At 39.7% G+C, this 19,738-nt stretch carries 5 protein-coding genes and 5 pseudogenes; 3 read left to right on the forward strand and 7 right to left on the reverse strand.

Going from position 1 to position 19,738, the window contains the following annotated elements; translation table 11 throughout:
* Window positions 1-3: 3 nt before the first annotated feature.
* Complete coding sequence (locus N824_RS20530) at window positions 4-1,440, forward strand: SusD/RagB family nutrient-binding outer membrane lipoprotein (RefSeq protein WP_048907018.1); 1,437 nt, start codon at window positions 4-6, stop codon at window positions 1,438-1,440.
* A gap of 52 nt (window positions 1,441-1,492) precedes the next feature.
* On the opposite strand, the pseudogene N824_RS20535 reads toward N824_RS20530, so the two are convergent.
* The 7 genes and pseudogenes from N824_RS20535 to N824_RS20565 form a co-directional block, all read right to left on the reverse strand.
* Window positions 1,493-3,598 (reverse strand): annotated as a pseudogene (locus N824_RS20535) (family 78 glycoside hydrolase catalytic domain).
* Window positions 3,599-4,249: 651 nt separating this feature from the next.
* Window positions 4,250-6,529 carry a glycoside hydrolase N-terminal domain-containing protein gene (locus tag N824_RS20540; RefSeq protein WP_052334236.1) on the reverse strand — a complete coding sequence of 760 codons (2,280 nt, stop codon included), beginning with the start codon at window positions 6,527-6,529 and terminating at the stop codon, window positions 4,250-4,252.
* A 137-nt stretch (window positions 6,530-6,666) separates the two neighbouring features.
* A complete protein-coding gene (locus tag N824_RS20545; RefSeq protein ID WP_084498408.1) occupies window positions 6,667-7,632 on the reverse strand; it encodes a prolyl oligopeptidase family serine peptidase in 966 nt (321 codons plus the stop codon).
* A gap of 120 nt (window positions 7,633-7,752) precedes the next feature.
* Window positions 7,753-8,172: pseudogene (locus N824_RS20550) on the reverse strand (2'-5' RNA ligase family protein).
* Between the two features lie 178 nt (window positions 8,173-8,350).
* Window positions 8,351-11,638 (reverse strand): annotated as a pseudogene (ccsA, locus tag N824_RS20555) (cytochrome c biogenesis protein CcsA).
* Between the two features lie 154 nt (window positions 11,639-11,792).
* A pseudogene (locus N824_RS20560) lies at window positions 11,793-13,286 on the reverse strand (L,D-transpeptidase family protein).
* A 349-nt stretch (window positions 13,287-13,635) separates the two neighbouring features.
* Window positions 13,636-15,810: a DUF5916 domain-containing protein gene (locus N824_RS20565; protein ID WP_048907021.1), complete on the reverse strand. Its 2,175-nt coding sequence runs from the start codon at window positions 15,808-15,810 to the stop codon at window positions 13,636-13,638.
* 208 nt (window positions 15,811-16,018) lie between these two features.
* Here N824_RS20565 and N824_RS20570 point away from each other — a divergent pair.
* Together N824_RS20570 and N824_RS20575 are read left to right on the forward strand one after the other, a co-directional pair.
* A pseudogene (locus tag N824_RS20570) lies at window positions 16,019-16,726 on the forward strand (DUF1080 domain-containing protein).
* Between the two features lie 186 nt (window positions 16,727-16,912).
* Entirely contained in the window at window positions 16,913-19,519 is a 2,607-nt protein-coding gene (locus N824_RS20575) for a c-type cytochrome (protein WP_048907022.1), read from the forward strand.
* Window positions 19,520-19,738 lie beyond the last annotated feature (219 nt).

The following is a 19,738-nucleotide window of genomic DNA, read 5'->3' on the forward strand; positions in this document are numbered from 1 at the left end:
ATCATGAAATTCAAATATATTCCAATCCTTTTTTCTGCAATCATAGCAACAGCTTTCACTTCGTGCAAAGACGAGCTCGCAGATATCAACAAAAACCCCAACGCCGCAGAAAATCCACTTCCTGATTATTTGCTAACAGGTGCTATAAAGAACACTGCTGATGCATACTGGGGAACTAACAATATTAACTCAAGTCTGCTATTTGTTCAGCACTGGTCAAAAATACAGTATACTGATGCCGATCGTTACATTTTCTCTAATACCGATCTTCAGGATTTATGGAACACCGGATATACAAAAGGTATCACTAATCTTAACAAATTGATTGAGCTAGCCGATGCACAACAAAACACCAATTACAGAGGCGTAGCTAAAGTGTTAAGATCATGGACATTTCTATTGCTAACAGATGCTTACGGAGATATACCCTATTCTCAATCTATCCAGATCAAAGAATTCGTAACTCCAGTATATGATACCCAAAAAGATGTTTATTTTGGATTACTTAATGATCTGAAATCTGCACAAGCTGATCTGGATCTGAATGGTAAGGCAATTGCAGGAGACATTATTTATGCTGGTAAGATAGATCGCTGGAAAAAGTTTGCAAATGCATTAAGATTGCGCATTGCGCTTCGAATAGCCGATCGTGAACCAGAAAAAACTAAGGCAGTTTTAGCAGAAATTGCAGCAGAAGGTGGCGCTTATATTAGCAGCAATGCCGAAATAGCTCAGTTGGTATATGTTACTTCTCCTAATCAGAACCCTATAAGCAATACATTTGATACGCGTAATGATCATAGGATAAGCAAAACCATTGTAGATAAATTGAGGAGTTTAAGCGATCCTCGTCTTCCAATATTTGTCAGTCCAACTAAAGATGCTACACCAGAAACTTATGTTGGTGTGCCAAATGGTTTGTTAACAAGTGATGCCAACAGCCTTGGTTTAAATAAAACTTCTAAACCCGGCACTTACTTCCTTGCTCCTTCTGCACCTGCGGTTATCATCAGCTATGCTGAGGTATTATTTGATCGTGCAGAGATAGCAGCGCGTGGTTTTAGCAGTGAGGATCCGGCAGCTTTGTATAAACAAGCCGTTGAAGAATCATTAAGACAATATGGGGTTACAGAAGGTGAAATCACTACCTATACAAACCTTCCTGCCGTAAAGTATAACCCTGGTAATTACAAAAAATCTATTGGTGACCAAAAATGGATTGCTTTATTTGGACAGGGACTAGAAGCCTTTGCTGAGTGGAGAAGATTGGATTATCCGGAACTTGCTCCTGCTGTTGCAGGTACATTAGGTGGAAAACTACCTGTAAGATTTATATATCCAGGGCGTGAACAATCGCTTAACGGTGTAAATTATAAAGTCGCAGTGGCAAGACAAGGTGCAGATATATTAACTACGAGACTGTGGTTTGATGTAAAGTAATATCATAAATTCCAATAATAAAAAAGGCCGGTAATTGAACCGGCCTTTTTTATTAAATTTTACTTTCAAAGTGATAACTACCAGATCCAATTTCTTTAGTTGCATCTGGCAATACGATCTTAGCTTTAGTATTTGCCGGTACTGTAACATCAAGTTTCAACAACCCATTTTCCAGTGTCCATGCAGATTTTACTGTGCCATRMWMAGWTYSKAAKWSYGYCGAGGCATTGGTTATTTTTCCGCCTGGTTTAGGCGCAATTACAATAGACTTATATCCCGGCTGATCAGCGACTGAATTGATTCCTGCAATTGTTCTATACATCCAGTCACCTATAGCACCATATGCATAGTGGTTATAAGAGTTCATATCAGGAGTTTGAAAAGACCCATCAGGTTTAATGCCATCCCATCTTTCCCATATCGTAGTAGCACCCATTTTTACAGGGTAAAGCCAGGAAGGATAGCTTTCCTGCATTAAAAGATCATAAGCCACATTGTTGTGTCCAAATCTGGTCAGTACATGGCATAAATAAGGTGTACCCAAAAAGCCGGTCGTCAGGTGGTTTCCATAGTCGCGGATATTAGCAACCAGGCGTTCAGCACACGGCGCCCTCAGTTCTTCGGGCAGCATGTCAAAATGAAGAGCTAATACGTAGGCGGTCTGCGTTCCAGATACCAGTCGGCCGGTTGGCGTCATGTACTCCTTCACAAATGCTGCTTTGATCTCAGCAAGAAGTGCAGTGTATTTAGCTACATCATCCTGTTTACCTAATACTTTTGCCGCATTGATCAACAGCTGTGTAGAATGCGCATAAAAGGTCTGTGCAATCAAATATTTATCAGTTACCGCGGCTCTGCCATCATTATCATCATTCGGACGATAGAACAGCCAATCGCCAAAATGAAAACCTGAATTCCAAAGATTGTTTTTTGCAACGGATGAAATATAACCCACCCATTTCTGCATACTCTCATATTGTGTTTCTAATATCCTGCGATCTCCGTAAGCTACATACATATCCCATGGAATAATCGTAGATACATCTGCCCATCCCGCAGAGGCACCATCATTTGGTCCCAATACATTTGGGATCACATGCGGAATCAAGCCATTGGGTTGTTGATCTGTTTTTACGTCTTTTAACCATTTGGTGAAAAATCCGGCAACATCCATATTATAAGCCGCAGTATTGGCAAAAGCCTGTGCATCCCCTGTCCAGCCCAAGCGTTCATCACGTTGCGGACAATCAGTTGGCACATCTACAAAGTTTCCTTTTTGCCCCCATTGGATGTTGTGCTGCAACTGGTTCAGCATGGCATTAGACGTCGAAAACTTGCCTGTTGTTTCCATATCCGAATACACAGCAACTGCGGTTAAATCTTCCGTTTTCAATTCTCCTGGATAGCCTTCTACCTTCACATACCTGAATCCCTGGAAAGTAAAATGAGGTTCAAAAACCTGCTCTGTATTTCCCTTTAATATATAAGTGTCCTGCGCCTTTGCAGATCTCAGGTTTACCGTATAAAAGTTACCCTCTTTTGTAAGCACCTCGGCATGGCTCAATATGATCTTTGTTCCTGCAGCACCTTTGGCTTTAAGCATAACCCAACCCACCAGGTTTTGTCCGAAATCCACTACCGTTTCCCCTGCTGGGGTTTTGAAAACCTTAAGTGCTTTAAACTGCTCATGTTTCCTTACCGGCGGACCACTCATAGCCACCAGCTTCTCAGGACCTTTTTCCATCGTACCAACTGCAATCCATGCAGCATCCTCCTTAAAACCTGTATTGTTCCAGCCGGCTATTTCCATCCTGGCATCATAGATTTCGCCATCATAAATGTCCGAAGCCATGATTGGTCCGTAGGTATATTTCCAGCTCTCATCGGTATTTATCGTTTGCTTGGTACCATCAGTGTATTCCACCTCTACCTGCATCAGCAATCCGCGAGTGTCTCCGTAAAAATTATGCTGATTTCCAAAACCGATTCGTCCTTTATACCATCCATTCCCAAGGCTTACACCCAATACATTAGCTCCACTTTTCAAAGCAGTGGTCACATCATAGACCTGATATTGCAGGTGATCTTTATAACTGGTCCATCCTGGTGCAAAATATGTATCACTTACACGCTGACCATTAATATTGGCTTCATACAATCCTTTTGCAGTGATGTARGCWMWAGYMNGRKYTSASTWWMKNTTTGTAAGGAGAATTCTTTTCTAAAAAGCGGGCTCCTTGCAGAACTATCTTTTCCCGCTACAGTAATCCATTTTGCGATCCAGTCTGCCGGAGCAATTCCCATTTGAAAGAGACCAGGTTCAGACCACGCAGATGTATTGCCGTGATTGTCTTTTACCCTAACCTGCCAATAATATCTCTTTTTTGATTGTAACTCTGATCCTGCATATTCGATTAATACGGATTGATCTCCTGTAGTAGATCCCTTCCAGACAAGATCCTTACCTGCATTTACTGAGACCTTACTTGTGCCTACTCTAATTTCATAAGAAGATTGTAAGGTATTTTTTACTGTTGAAATGATTTTCCAGCTAAACCTGGGCTTTGGCGTTTCGATGGCCAGCGGATTTTTAAGGTGTTCAACCTTAAGGTCATTTACACTTAATTTCTGGGCAAGGGCCGTAAGGTTAACGGCAAACAAAAGCCCAAATACTGCACATTTCTGCAGCAACGTCTTAATACATGGTCTCATATTTGATTAATAATGAGTTGCCGGAAATCCTAAGCAACTCACTATTATCCGTAATTAATTTGACATAAGTGTCATGCACTATCCTGTCCTTAATTAATTACTGGCCTACAAAACCATAAACCTTACCGGCTACAGTTTTAAAACCATATTTATATCCATTTTCGTCTTTGCTATTTTTTACAGCAAAAACTGCCTTTAAAGCATTTGGAACACGAAGATTGCAGTCTCCGCCCGATAACGATTTTACAGAGAGCTTAACGATCTTTCCATCTTTCCATTGCAGATCAGTAATTTCAAAATTACCTCTTGCGCGTAAGCCTTTTACACTTCCACTAGTCCATACTTTAGGTAAAGCAGGAAGCAATTCAATTTCTGAAGTCTGACTTTGAAGCAACATCTCTGCAACACCGGCAGTATAACCAAAATTACCGTCAATTTGGAAAGGAGGGTGTGCGCAAAACAAATTCGCGTAAATTCCACCACCTTCATTATAATCAACACCAGAGCCACCCACAAGTGTAATAAAGTTCTTAAGGATCAGATAGGCATGATCACCATCATGTAGCCTTGCCCAGAAGTTCATTTTCCAGGCCATAGACCACCCGGTTGATGCATCGCCACGTGCAAGTAAACTTACTTTTGCAGCTTTTGTTAGTTCTGGCGTTTCAGTGGTACTGAACTGTCTGCCCGGATGTAGACCAAAAAGATGAGATGCATGTCGGTGGTTATCCTTTGGATCATCACGATCTGTTTCCCACTCCTGTAACTGTCCCCATTTACCAATTTTTGGTTTCAATAAATGCTCACGCATATCCATTACTTTATCTCTGTATGCTTTGTCAACACCTAAAGCATCAGCAGCTTCAATGTAATTGGTAAACAGATCATAGACGATTTGCTGATCGTAAGAAACACCATCTTCAGTAGGCCCATGTTCTGGCGACCAACCCTTTGGTGCTACCAAGGTACCATCATCTCTGCGTTTCAAATAATCATCCCAAAACTCAGTGATCTCTTTTAGTATAGGGTAACCAAAGTTTTTAAGGTAGGCTTTGTCTCTTGTAAATGCGTAATGTTCCCAGATAGACTGTACATACCACGCACTGCCAGGGGTATTCCATAAAAAGCTTTCGCCTCCAAAAATGTTATTTTCCGTTTTCACAGTCCACCCACGTACCGCAGGATATTCCTTTTTAGTATTTTCTTTTTTCACTTCGCGCATACTGTTTATGTAATCCAGATATGGGAAATGAGATTCAGAAAGATTGGTAGGCTCTGCAAGCCAATAATTCATTTGTATATTAATGTTCGAGTGATAATCAGATCGCCATGGTGGGTTGTTGCTTTCGTTCCATAAGCCTTGCAAATTGGCAGGCAAGCCACCTTTTCTTGACGAGTTGATTAACAAATATCTTCCATACTGAAAAATAAGCGCTTCCAGCTGAGGATCTGTTGCTTTCTTATAATTAATTATCCTTTTATAAGTTGGAAGCGACAGCGTTGCTGCTGGGGTAGCACCCAGGTTTAATGAAACCCTACCAAATAAATTCTGATAATCTTTAATGTGATTGCTTAACAACAGCTGATAGTTTTTAGTTGATGCCGCGGCCAAAATCTGTTTAACTTTAGCATCAGGAGCCTCACCCTTCCATTGCTGGTCACGCTTATTGCTATAATCAGTTGCTGCCGATAGTAAAATGGTAAATGCATCTACCTTATTGATATTTAATTGAGATCCACCTTTACCATCCGATTCAATAAACGCAGATCCACCTTCTGTTTTTACCAATAAGGTAGAGCTGTATGCCATTCCATTTTCAAGTTTCCCTGCAATGGTTAACCTTGTTCCATCAGCAGTAACCTTTGCATCATGAGCATCCTTAAGTTGTATAGTAGCCGAGTATCCTGCCTTTTTATTGGCAGTAAAACGCAATACCATTACCTTATCGGGGAAACTGCAAAAGTATTCCCGTTTATAGGCAACGCCATTTTCTGTGAAAGAGATTTTCTGAACAGCTTTGCCAATATCGGTTTCTCTGCGGTAATCGGCAGGAACAGCAGCCTTAGCATCTTTGTCTTTAAAATTGATATATATATCGCCAAATGCCTGATAAGCGCCTGTATTTGTCTCATCTCCGGTCCACAAACTAATTTCATTAAATTGAATACGTTCTTGTGAAATTCCGCCAAATACCATCCCGCCAATTCTTCCATTTCCCATAGGGAAAGCTTCCGTCATCCATTCTTTGGCAGGCTTATTATCCCATAGTTTTAAGTCCTGTGTGGGCTGCCCTATTTTTTTTACCTGAGCAGTCAGACCAAGCTGAAATAGCAGGAAAATAAAAAGTGCATAAATTTGTTTTTTGTGTGGTTTCATTTTGTGATATACAGGTTTGGTTAAAAAGTTTTTTCAATGATACTTAAATAAAGCACACAAAAATTCAGCAATTCTTACATCATCTTAAGGGATTTTAACATAGAACAGGTAATGATCCCTGAGATTAGCTGTACTTTTTAATCACCAATCCTTTTGTAAATATACTGTCTGTCGGCATTTACAACGAGTTGCATTTTCCGTTTTTTGCCCGAGAACACAGCATCAACTGGATCGCTCTCATTTACAAAGAACTTGTCATTTGCATAGGGCTTTAGTTCAGTAGCTCCTTTTTTACGAATCATTGTAACTATCCCGGTTGTGACCGTTATCTTCAATGTATCGTTCGCAAGATCATTATAATAGGAACCCTGATAAGTATCCAGTATTTCCTGATCTACCGGAACCTTAGCGTACTTGAACTTTTTGATACCCAACATCCAGGCATACAAACTATCGGTATTGTAGGCTGAAGTCCAGCTGTCGTGCCCGTCTTCCGGAAAAATAGTGAATTTAACGTCCGGATTTATAGGTTTTAGGGCGTTCACCATATCCTGACTTGCTTTAAGCGGAACAACATTATCCTTTCCTCCATGAAAAACCCAAACAGGAGTATGCCTTATTGTCCAGACTTTAGAAACATCTCCCCCTCCACAGATTGGTATAACTGCGGCAAACATCTGAGGATATTTCATTGCCATTTCCCAACTGCCATAACCACCCATACTTAAACCTGTTAAGTACAAACGGTCCTCATCAATTCTATACTTTTTCTTAATATCCTTCATTAAACGCATTAAATCTGTGCTTTCCCAACGTTCTCCTTCGGGCACTTGGGGTGACACCACAATGAAAGGAAACTTTTTCCCATTGGCGATCAATTTTGGTAAACCATTCACTGCAACCTTGCTTACATCATCTCCACGTTCACCACTGCCATGTAAAAATAATACAACAGGAAATTTTTGTTGATCATCCTTATTATAATTTTCAGGTAAATAAAGCAGGTACTTTAATTCGTTGGTATATTTTTCTTGAGTTTGCTGGGCAATTGCACTGCCAAACAGCAAATTGAAAACAACAATGAGAGAGAATAGATGTTTCATACTGAACAATTTAGTAATCAGACTCTTAATATACGAGAATGTTACCAGAATTTGCTACTAAAAACCAAATGGCATTAAGTTATAATACGCGTCATCTCGACAATAGGAGAGATCTCTTGTTTAAAACATTGATAACTGCTCATCTCTCGGCAAGGGTGGCTTACTTTGAAAAACAAACTCCTCAATTACCACAAACTGGCTATTACCCTCACGAACGCGAAGAACTATTCTATCACAGCAAAATTTTAGACTTATTTTCTTGTGCATAAACAAGGTCTTAGCTACAGATAATTTTTCTGCATCTAACCTTCTACCTATTGTTAGGTGAGGATTAGAACTACTATGAGTCAACTTAACTTTCAGCCCTTTCTGAATCCTCTTCATAAGAGGCTTAAGTATAATTTCAGATTCATTGTCTGGCAATAAACAAATTACACTATTTACCCCTTTTTCAAATGCACCTACATGGTTAAATGCTAAATTCAAAGGTGATTCAGTATTACAAATATTATGTAATWGANNARTTTWWYWWYWTCCAATTGTCTTTCAGAATCTGCATTAAATTCACAAATTGTGATATGGGCTTTTGAATTTCTACTGCCAAACCAACCAATTAAGGAGGCCAGCTCGTCCTTCAAAGCCCTCACCTCATCCATTACAGATCCAAACGGATATATCGCGACTGAATAAATCTTACTCATAACTTAAAGATATGAGATTACTTCTTACTCCTTGCCTTGTACCTTTTATAAGAAACAAATGCCAAAGCAAAAACTACCGCCAGCGTAACATACACCCACGACGGAATTGGTACAGGATCACCCTGGGCATACGAATGCAAACCAGTCAGATAGTAATTAACTCCAAAGTAAGTCATAATAATACTGGAGAAGCTCAACAGTGACAACAGATTAAACAAGTATTTACTTCTTAAGCCCGGAATTAAACGCACATGCAGCACAAACGCATAAACAATAACCGAAATAAACGCCCAGGTTTCTTTCGGATCCCAGCTCCAATAACGGCCCCAACTCTCATTAGCCCACACACCACCTAAAAACGTACCAACAGTAAGTAAAAATAAACCTACCGTTAACGACATTTCATTCACAATCGTTAGCTCAGTTATCGAAGCCTTAACCTTTGTACTGATTTTATTGTTATCAATCACATAAAGTATCAATACAACTGTACCCATCAATGCACTTAAGCCAAAGAAACCATAACTAGAAGTAATAATTGCTACGTGAATCATCAACCAATACGATTTCAATACAGGAACCAGCGGAGTAATCTGAGGATTCATCTGAGAACCACCGTGTGCAAAACCCATCAAAATCACAGCAATTAAACAACCCGCAGCAGGTATAAATGCATTACTGTTTCTATACATTAGTAAACCGGATAAAACACCTATCCAGCTAATAAATAATACCGCTTCATACCCATTACTCCAAGGCTCATGCCCCGAAATATACCAACGAGCTCCCAAACCAACAGCTTGTAAAGTTGCGGCAATACCGATAAGTATTAAAACTACCTTAACCAGTGTATCAAGTGATTTAGAATTCTTAAATAGCTTCATGAAGGCAAGTGAAAGTATCACTACTCCTAAAATGGCATACGTAATCATCAAATTCAGGAATATATTCCATGAGTTATAACTGATCTCCCATTCTACTTTCGACTGCGAAGGCACTACATTTTTACCATATTTTTGTTGCGCCTCGCCAATATCTTTCAACGTTGCATCAGCCGAAGACCAGTTACCTGATACCTGAGCTTCATTTACAGCCTTAACATAACGACTAATGGCACTTGGCTTAACAGAAATACTATCCAAGTCACTTATCGTCATAGCAATCCAGGTATTATTTGCGTCACCAATAATTGGAGAAACACGTAAATACTGACCATATATCAATTGCTCCATAGCCTGTAACTTATCATTCAGATCAATTACATCTTTATCGTAGCTATTTTGTTCGGCAGGTTTCTTAGCAAATGCCTTTGCATAATCGTCTTTTAATCTGAACTCAGCTGTCCCGTCCGGATTAATCTTTATCAAATTTACCATCGAAGTATAACCTTCGGGAGTAGCGCTCACAGTTTTAAGCAATTCAGGACCACCCTTAGTATTTACTTTAATCAATGGAACGTTGATCCAGTTAAAAGGCATTGTGGAAATAGATAAGAAAAACTGGTTTGCATTTAATGTATAAAAACGATCCTTGCGGTGTAATTTCCTAAGGATTTCCAGTGCCATCGTATTAACCGGTTCAATCCTGCCATCAATATTTTGCACCAATAAATGACCAAACTTATCAGCATGCGTNKMAYCTMWYYWWWYWKAYGAANCAWRTTSWRYWGGRTNWAMARYKTTASTWRSWWWRRWYAKTTGCGTATCATTATGCTCATGTTTATGTTCTGGTGCAGTGCCATTTCCGGGCACAACATTATGCTCATTATCGTGAACCTCACCATTTTCATGAACATGAGTAGTTGCACCATCAGTACCATGCATGTCTATCTTTTGACTAAAAGCCGCACCAACAGGCAAAAAGAAAAGCAACAGCAGCAATGCTTTCGATTTAGAGATTGTTTTCAATTGCTCATTCAATTTCGAAAAATGAGTTCCTTTCCAGAATAGCGTAACAAACATGCCCAAGAAAAGTAAAATATAACCAATGTAAGTAACGTTGGTACCCAACTGATCATGATTTACAGACAGTATCGTACCCTTTTCATCCTCATCAAAACTTGCCTGAAAAAAGCGATAACCAGAATGATCCAGTACATGATTCATAAATATTTTATATGGTGTTTCTCCAGCCTCATCCAAAATCATTACATCAGAGGAATAAGAAGCCGGACTATTACTACCCGGATATTTCTCCATTTTAAAATCTACCAATTTAAGCGAAAACGGTGTTTGATAGATCTTAGATCCATAAGCCAACGAAATCCTCAAACCACCAACTTCACTTTGATGTTGGAAATTTGTCATCCCTTTTCCACCGTAAAACGATACCGTATCGACAGTAGTTGGTGTAGTAATTTGTACTTTCACTAAATCCAGATCATGCTCATGAGTCCGTTTATCACCCTCAAAATAAATAATGCGACCCGGTATTGCTGGTTCAGGAACAACAAAAGCAAGTCCGCCATAAGTGTATAGACTTCTTAAATTGAAAGGTTGAGCAACATTATTCCCAACAACAGGCTTTCTTTCCTGAGTAGCCATAATCATATAATTACCCTCGTAAGGAGAAGAAATCTGGAGCGCACCACTTGTATCACTTATATTGATGGCACCAGGGGTTTCTTTATTAAAAGAAACCAACATGTTCTGCATCAGCTGCACACCACCAGTAGGAATATATTTATTTACACGTTTACCGTTTTCAAGTACAACAAGATGTAAGGTTGGTTTACCAGTCTCCCCCCGCACCAATGAATCCTGAGCTCTTGCATAAAAATCAACAACCTTTAGCTTAACACGCTCTCCATTGTAATCGTACTCAGAAGTAAACGTCTTTTTAAAAGGCTTTAAATACACCGGGATGCGGTTAGAAGTTAAATTGGCAGGCACATCATCATATGCCAATGCCGCATCACCTTTACCTATTTGCACCTTAATAAAGGTTTTATCCGAAACAATGTCTTTACTTGTTTCGCCTTCCCGGATATGCATTGATCCCTCAAAACTTATATATCTTGTGATATAACCACCAATAAAAATAAGCACAAATGCAAGGTGGAACACCAATAAAGGCCATTTTTTACGCTGCAAAAGTTGGTACCTTCCAATATTCCCAATAAAGTTCAATACCAGGATTAGCATAATCAATTCAAACCACCAACAGTCATAAATTAGCGCTTTGGCTACAGACGTTCCATAGTCATTTTCCACAAAAGTGGCCATTGCCATAGAAAAAGCATAAAGCAACAACATCACACCCGTGGTACGGGTTGAAAAGAGAATTTTACCTAACCTGTTAATCATTATTAATGTTTCTTTTTTATTTCTACCGATAAGATTTTCTGAATCTTACCCAAAAAAATGATTTGTGTATTATAATTGGTGGCAAAGATGCCCCTAGCAAATCAAAAAAAATAAGGGTAATTGAATTTATGGCAAAAATAAGACTAAACGTTGCCTAATAGAGTTGAGAAAAAGGAAAAGATATCTGTTTATATAAAATGTCATCCAAACCATAGATGTCCTTATAGAAATGAACAACATCCTTTTTATCCGCCCAGGCGGTATAATAGGTAATCCAAACAGGTACCTGAAGAGGTAATCCGATATATTTTGCTCTTGGATAACCATTAGCCATTGCTTTTTTTATCTGATCAAACTTCTGCCCTTTACCAAACAGTGCGTAAGCAAGGTTTAAAGGCTGCTCGACCCGTACACAACCATGGCTTACTGCCCTTATACTTTGTTTAAAGGGTGATAGTGTAGGTGTATCATGCAGGTAAACGCTACTCTCATTATTAAAAAGAAATTTGATCCTGCCAAGGGGATTTTGCTCGCCCGGCTGTTGTTTAAATGAATAGGACCCTGTTTCTTCAGATTTCCAGTCGATAGCTTCCGGATCGCCCACAAGCTGACCATTTCGGTATACATTGATATCGTTGTTAGCAAAATAATACCTGTTTCTTTTAGCGTACGTGATGATCTCATTACTTGCAATGCTTTGCGGGATATTCCAAACCGGATTTACCTGTACGCTATAGATCATGCTGCTCAGTTGAGGAGTTTCCTTATTAACTTCCTTTTCTCCAACGCAAACCTTCATGCGCAGCACCACTTTTCCACTGTCTACCACACTCAGCATAAACTCCGGAATATTTACCAGTACATATTTATCAGCTACAGGTTTGTTTCTCCACCTCAATCGTTCCAGGTTTACCATTAGGGTACGATAAATACTATCACTCTCMGRTMSRMWKWCCTTTTCCGATTTTAGTGCTTTTTGTAAGGCCAGGTATTGTTTGTCTTTTGGCTGTATGCTATCCAGATAAGTTTTAATATTTCTTACTTCGAAAACCTGTGTAATACTCATGCTATCGGGCCGCAATGTTGGAGTGCTATAATTGGCATAAACCCTTGCCGGATCGGTAATGCCAAATTGCAAAGCATTACTATACTTGATCATAGCATCGGCAATAATCAATTCAAGCTCCATAGCATCCCGATAAACTTCCCGTTCTTTTCTCCGGGAATCTTTATCATTATAATTATCCAATAACTTTTTGATACGGCTTACCGAGAAAACTTCCGGGTCTATTCCATGAACATTCGCGTTCACTAGATAATCCTCTAAAGTTCGTAGCTGATCATCAGGCATAAACCTGGACACCAGTACAGGTTGAAATTCATTTCTCTTATAAAAAGAATCAATTTGTTCAGGATAAGTGAAAGTAAGGTGGCTGGCTTCAAAAACTTTTTTGAATTCGGCCGCAAGATTCATTTTTTCAGCGTGCTTCTTTAATATCGGAGGCTCTATTTTATTTAGCTGCACCAGCGGAGTTGGAGTAGCAGTACGTTTAACGGTACAGGAAAGACAAAACAACATACAAGTCATCATAACAATGGCCACTTCCCTCAGAGAAGGGAGTTTAAGGGGCTGATCTGTATTAAACATCTCAATGAGACTTATTATTCACTAACAAATAAAGTAACAACTTGTTTTGTCAGCCTCCACCCCTTCACTGTCAAAAATATTGCCAGGTGGTTGCCTTGAGCTTTTTAAGCGGTTTATTCGGCTCCCATCCGAAACAACCCCAAAAAATGCCTTAACAACCCCCTAAGCAACATCCTGGCACTAGCCAGAAATATCAATACGCCTAAATTTATGAAAATGCTACTAAGTATTTGCAGTTTTCTTGAAGAAAAGCATAAAATAACCCGCGACAAATGAATGTCGCAGGCTATTTAAATTAACGCTCTCAATACAAACATATGGACCAATTATGAAGATTTGATGAATTTTTTTAAATATTTAACCAATACACCAATTTTATTACCAAGGCCCTGTTTTTAACGGCAAAAGGTTCGGGCAAATAATTATCGGTATATACAATAAACAGATCTGAAGCAGGACGATATCTCCATTGGAACCTCGTATTTACATTCATATTTTTCATTTGCTCGTTATACTGCACAAAGCCGGTAAGAAACAATGTATTTGTCATGGTAACATCCAGCCTTGGGCCTACAAGCCAGAAATCGTTGTAACCCCAGGGTTTTGGTAGGTTCAACTTATTGTAGTTTGCACTTAGCGCAATACTTACATAGGGTTGAAAACGATAACCAAATTCTCCACCTAATGTTAATCGTTTACCATCGGCATAATAACCTCCATAGCGAGCATTCAATGCATAGGTAAACAAGCTCTGAGGTTTAGACACATAATCGGCCCCTATGGTAGTCCAATTATGCTCGCTTCCAGCTACAAGCGTATCTATTTTAGTACTTACCGGATCAAAGGGCTGCAGCAGCTTGATGTAAGTACCGGACCCCCATACGGTAAGCGTATTCCTGCTTCTAAAAACCATACCATAAGATGCCAACAGCTCATTATCGGTACGATGCATATTTTCATCAAAGAAATTGGTAGATGTAATTTGTGGCCCATGGCTCAGCAATGGTCCTTTCTTTGGAAAGAAAAGACGGGTAATCTGTGGCATCATTTTAACATATCCCTGGCGGGGCACGTAACCTACCTCAGCAGTATAGTTCCGCCCTACGTATTCATGTTGCCAGCTAATGTTCCATTTGCCACTTGTGTATTGCAGGTTAGCGGCGTGCGTCCAGTCGTGTCCGCTTTTCCCCGGACTAAAAGATTTAAGCACCATTGCCTTTCCAGTCCAGAAGTTATTGGCCGAAGCCAGATTGTATTCCATCCCAAAGTTTCTGTTGTAACGGGAATAAGTAGTTGTGCCCGGGGCCAGATCATTTGGATTATAATTTAAAGATTCTTTATTGATCAATAAAAAGCCAACATTAGAGCGGGCAAATACACGGCGCTGCAACGCTGCAACCGTGAAATTCTGAGCGGGTAAAGCAGTCGAGTTTTGCTTCTCCGTTTGCATATTCATAATGCCCAGTCGCCAGTCCTTATTTAATTTACCACTTAAGCGTGCGCCAAATTTAATAGGTACCCCAAGGCCTATCCTACGGGAAAAAAAAGGGCGAATACCGGCATACCCGAAATTGGTAAACTGATCTCCATTTTCAAGGAAAAACTGCCTTCTTTCTGGATAAAATAACTCAAACCGATCTAAATTAGTGACTTGTTTATCTACATCTACCTGCGAAAAATCTGGATTTACAGTAAGATCCAGATTTAAAGAAGAGGTAATGGCTACCTTAGCATCTAGTCCTATATCTTTACGATATGTTGAAGGCTTGTCAGTTTCATAATCTTTAATAACCCCACCAAGTGCATATGGAATTAAAGAAACAGTAGTTCCCGGGTCTGGCGGGGGCATATCCCATACCAGCGTACCTGTATAAGCTAACGAAGCTGACGGAAACTGTCTTGGCACTGGTGCCCAACTGCTTTTTTCTGTAGTCTTCAGATCATTTCTACCAAAGTTTATTCCCCATTTTGTAATCCCTTTCTTATATCTGATACTTTTAAATGGAATTACAGCTTCAAAAACCCATTTATCGGGATAGTTCTTTACTACAGATTGCCATTTATTGTCCCAACTCAGATCTACCTTACCCCCATCATACATCAAGCCATCCCATTGTGCTCCTGCAGCATTCGCGCCAAAGGCGAAACCGTTGGTTTGATCATCAAAGGGATCCATGAACATGATAAAGTTGTCGTTCTTTAAAAAAGAAAAATCACGGCGCAGAGATTCTACCATATAAGGGCCGGGTGCCCCATTATAGTTTACTACTGAAAGATAAAGATTCTGCTGATCATAGGTCATCCGCACATCAGTACGTACTTTGGCATAGCTGGTATCCATCGGCAAGATCATATAGAAGTCTGATGCTACATCGGCATCTTGCCAGGCTTGCTCATCTAATTCCCCATCTATCTTAATGGTCGACGAAGCTTTATTGATATGTAACTGGTAAGCATCATTCTTTTTTTGAGCTGAAAGCGATAAACAGAAAAAGAAGGCAATTAAAAAAAGGCTAATTCGCACAATAGGTTAGGTTCGGTTAAGAGGTCCAAAGTATAAAAAAAAGATAGGCACTGCAATATTGTAATTGTAACATGATGAACATAATAGTACCTAATACTAATGAATCTGAAAAATTTTGACAAAAAAACAGGATGAAACAACAATATGGCTTTATCTAAAAAAGATTATTCCTAAGTTTACAATCAAAACCTATACATAAACCACAATAATGAAACAAAACTTCATTTCTTCAATGTTCAGGGTAGCAATTGCCCTGAGTTTACCACTTGTTTTCTTTGGCTGTTCAGTTAAACAGTCGTCACCGAGCCCCAAATGGGAACAAATGTTCGATGGAAAGGACTTAAATGGCTGGGATGTTAAAATAAGAAAGCATGATCTGAATGATAATTACGGAAATACTTTTAGCGTTAAAGACGGGAACATTCAGGTAAGATATGACCAATATTCTGAATTTGATGAGCAATATGGTCACCTGTTTTACAAAAAACCTTACTCATATTATCTTATAGGAGTAGAATATCGTTTTGTCGGCGATCAGGTAAAAGGTGGTCCGGGGTGGGCATACCGCAATAGTGGCATCATGATCCATGGTCAGGATCCTGCTACTATGAAAAAAGATCAAGACTTCCCTAACTCTATCGAAGTTCAGCTATTAGGCGGTGCCGGCAATGGCGAACGCTCCACTGCAAACCTATGTACCCCTGGCACACAATTTGTAAAAGACGGCAAAGTGATCAAAACCCACTGTATTGAATCTAACTCGAAAACTTTCAATGGCGATCAATGGGTACGCGTTGAAGTTCTTGTACTTGCAGACTCTTTAGTAGTTCACTATGTGAATGGTGAAGAGGTATTACGTTACWYSMSAYCANNYWWTKARMTMCTKYYKGYRGTKYWGCAGAGGGCCAGCTTTTAAAAGGCGGTTCTATTTCATTGCAAAGTGAAAGCCACCCGGTAGATTTTAGAAAAGTTGAAATTATCAATTTAGAAAAGTATGCCAAGAACCCTGCTAAACTACAGGAAGTAGTTCAAAAACTGATGGCAGAAAAAAGAGTAGCAAAACAATAACACACTTACAGTAAACACTTAATAGAATACACAAATGATTAAATTTTCTTTAAGCCTTATTTATTCCCTGATACTATTTCTGGGGATAAAAAGCTTCGTAGGCAAACCAAAAGCCACTTCCTTTGACCCTCCTGAATTAACAATTACGCCGTTTGCAGGCCCTGATGTTGCACCAAGTCCGGCTTGTTTGGCTGTTGCTGCAACGGGTGAAGTTTTTGTTGGCGTTGATATGATCGGATCATTAGGTAAAGATCCGGGCAAAGGTCGCATCCTTAAACTTGTTGATAAAGACAACGATGGTAAAATGGATCAGCATGTAGAATTTGCAATGGTTGATAACCCTCGTGGTATTATTGTGCAAGGCGATCAGGTCTTTGTATTACACACAACCTTTTCTAAAGAAACCGGTAAAGCTACGGGAATGGCCCTGGTATGTTTTGAAGATAAAGATGGTGACGGAAAGGCTGATGGCCCTGCAAAACCTCTTATAGAAAATCTTAGTAATACTAAATACATCCAGGAACGTGGAACAGACCATGCTACCAATGGAATCAGAATGGGTATAGACGGTTGGATTTACATTTCTGTTGGTGACTTTGGATTTCACAATGCAGTAGACCGTTCTGGCAAAAAACTAACCATGCTAGGTGGTGGTATCGTCCGCGTACGTCCTGATGGCACCGAAATGGAAATATTTATTCATGGAACGCGTAACGTTTATGACGTTGCTATTGATCCTTACATGAATGTTTTCACAAGAGAAAACACCAATGATGGTGGTGGATGGAATGTTCGCTTTTCGCATTTTATCCAGTCTGGAGAATATGGATACCCTGTTTTGTTTCAACACTTTACCGATGAAATATTACCTGCTTTAGTAGATGTTGGTGGAGGTTCCGGTACCGGCGCTTTATTTATGAGCGAGCCAAACTGGCCTGAAAAATACAACAATGTTCCAATGATGGCTGATTGGGGAAGAAGCATGTTGTATATCCATAGAGTTACACCTGATGGGCCTACTTTCACCCAAAAAGAAGAAGAGTTTATTAAACTCCCTCAAATTACAGATTTGGATGTTGATGGATCAGGCAGACTTTACCTTTCTGCATGGGATGGCGCAGGCTATTCTGGTAGCCCAAGTAAGGGTTACGTAGTTCGCGCAGTACCAAACAACTGGACTTATAAAGCATTTCCAAATGTGGAAAAAGCATCTGTTAAGCAGTTAGCAGAATTGCTTAAATCAGCCAGTGCTGTAGCACGTTTAAGTGCTTCTCAGGAATTGATTAGCCGTTCAAACAAACAAGCTACTGCAGCTGCTTTAAAAATTGCGTCCGACAAAAAACTTCCTTTATATGCGCGTGTTGCTGGTATTTACACTTATGCACAAGCTGCTGGTGTTGATGGAATCCCTGCTTTATTAGCATTTACGAAAGAAGATGCAATGAGAGAGTTCGCTTTGAAAACACTTGCAGATCGCAAAAACAACTTACAAAATGTTCCAACGGAGCCGTTTTTAGAGGGGCTTAAAGATACTTCGCCACGTGTTCAAGCTGTTGCCGCAATAGGACTAGGTCGTTTAGGACATATAGAAACTGCCGCTGCCCTATTACAAACCAAAGTTCCTGCGTCATTTGTAGAACCTGCTAAAGATGTAGAAGGTCCTCATGCTACTCCTAATTCTGCTATTGTTCAACCTCACTTAGCTGTACAGGCATTAATAAACCTTAAAGCTGTGGATGCTACTATAGCAGCAATTAATGGCGAAAATTCAACGCTTGCATTGTGGGCTTTACGTTATATGCATGATCAAAAAGCGGTTAATGCATTAATTGATGCATATCAGAAATCGAATGACGAGAAGTTTAAGACACAAATCCTGACAACACTAGCACGCCTTTATAAAAAAGAAGATGCTTATGATGCGTCATGGTGGTGGGGTACAAGGCCAGATTCTCACGGTCCATACTATAAAGCAGTGCTATGGGAAGGTTCTCCGGCCATAGAGAAATTCCTTGTAGGAGAATCGGAGAAAAAAGGTGCCAGCGGCAAGCAATTTTTCGCAGACTTAGATGCCCGCAATCGTATGGATATCGCTGCATTTGCTACCGAAGAAAAAGTTGCTGCTACCGAGGAGCCTAAAGTAGATCTTGAAAAGATTAAGAATCAAAAAGGCCAGGTTGGTAAATCATCTATAGAGGATGTTTTACTGGCCATCAATAAATTAGAAGGAGACGCGGTTAAAGGTAAAGCACTATTTACCCGTCAGGGATGTATTGCCTGCCATAGCATCAGCAAAGGCGAAAAAATGAAAGGACCATTTATGGGCCAGATCGGTTCTATTATGAATCGTGAGCAAATTGCTGAATCAATCCTTAAACCAAGTGCTTCAATTTCGCAAGGATTTGCTACTGTGATGATCTCTGCTAAAGGAGATAAAACTTATATGGGTTTTATCACAGAAGAAACAGCTGCTAAGGTAGTGATGCGCAATATTGCTGGTGAAGTTTTCACTATTAAAGCAAGCGATATCTTATCGCGTAAAGAAATGGATTCATCTATGATGCCAGCAGGTTTAGCCAATTCATTGTCGTACGACGAACTTGCTTCACTTGTTACTTTCCTTTCTCAGCAAAAGAAATAAGGATTATTCAAAAGGGTCTTTGCAAAAAAAGAGGGTGCACTTCTGGTGTGACCCCAAAAAGTTGGACGGATTACAAAATTAAGTTTTTTGTGCGAGAGCTCGGTATTCCACCGGRCTCTTTCCATTTAACCTGTTTTTTATYSYWTGAGGTGCACTTATACCTTTTAAGAGGTACCCAAAATAGAATAKKTWGTGGTTAAAAAATAAAAGGGTATTGAA

The organism is Pedobacter sp. V48 (genome assembly GCF_000523515.1).
In the GTDB taxonomy this organism is placed as follows: Bacteria; Bacteroidota; Bacteroidia; order Sphingobacteriales; family Sphingobacteriaceae; genus Pedobacter.

What these genes read in the sequence shown, in the direction of transcription:
- N824_RS20530 (WP_048907018.1), top strand. Translation starts at nt 4, where the DNA reads ATGAAATTCAAATATATTCCAATCCTTTTTTCTGCAATCATAGCAACA.
- N824_RS20540 (WP_052334236.1), bottom strand. Translation starts at nt 6,529, where the DNA reads ATGAAACCACACAAAAAACAAATTTATGCACTTTTTATTTTCCTGCTA.
- N824_RS20545 (WP_084498408.1), bottom strand. Translation starts at nt 7,632, where the DNA reads ATGAAACATCTATTCTCTCTCATTGTTGTTTTCAATTTGCTGTTTGGC.
- N824_RS20575 (WP_048907022.1), top strand. Translation starts at nt 16,913, where the DNA reads ATGATTAAATTTTCTTTAAGCCTTATTTATTCCCTGATACTATTTCTG.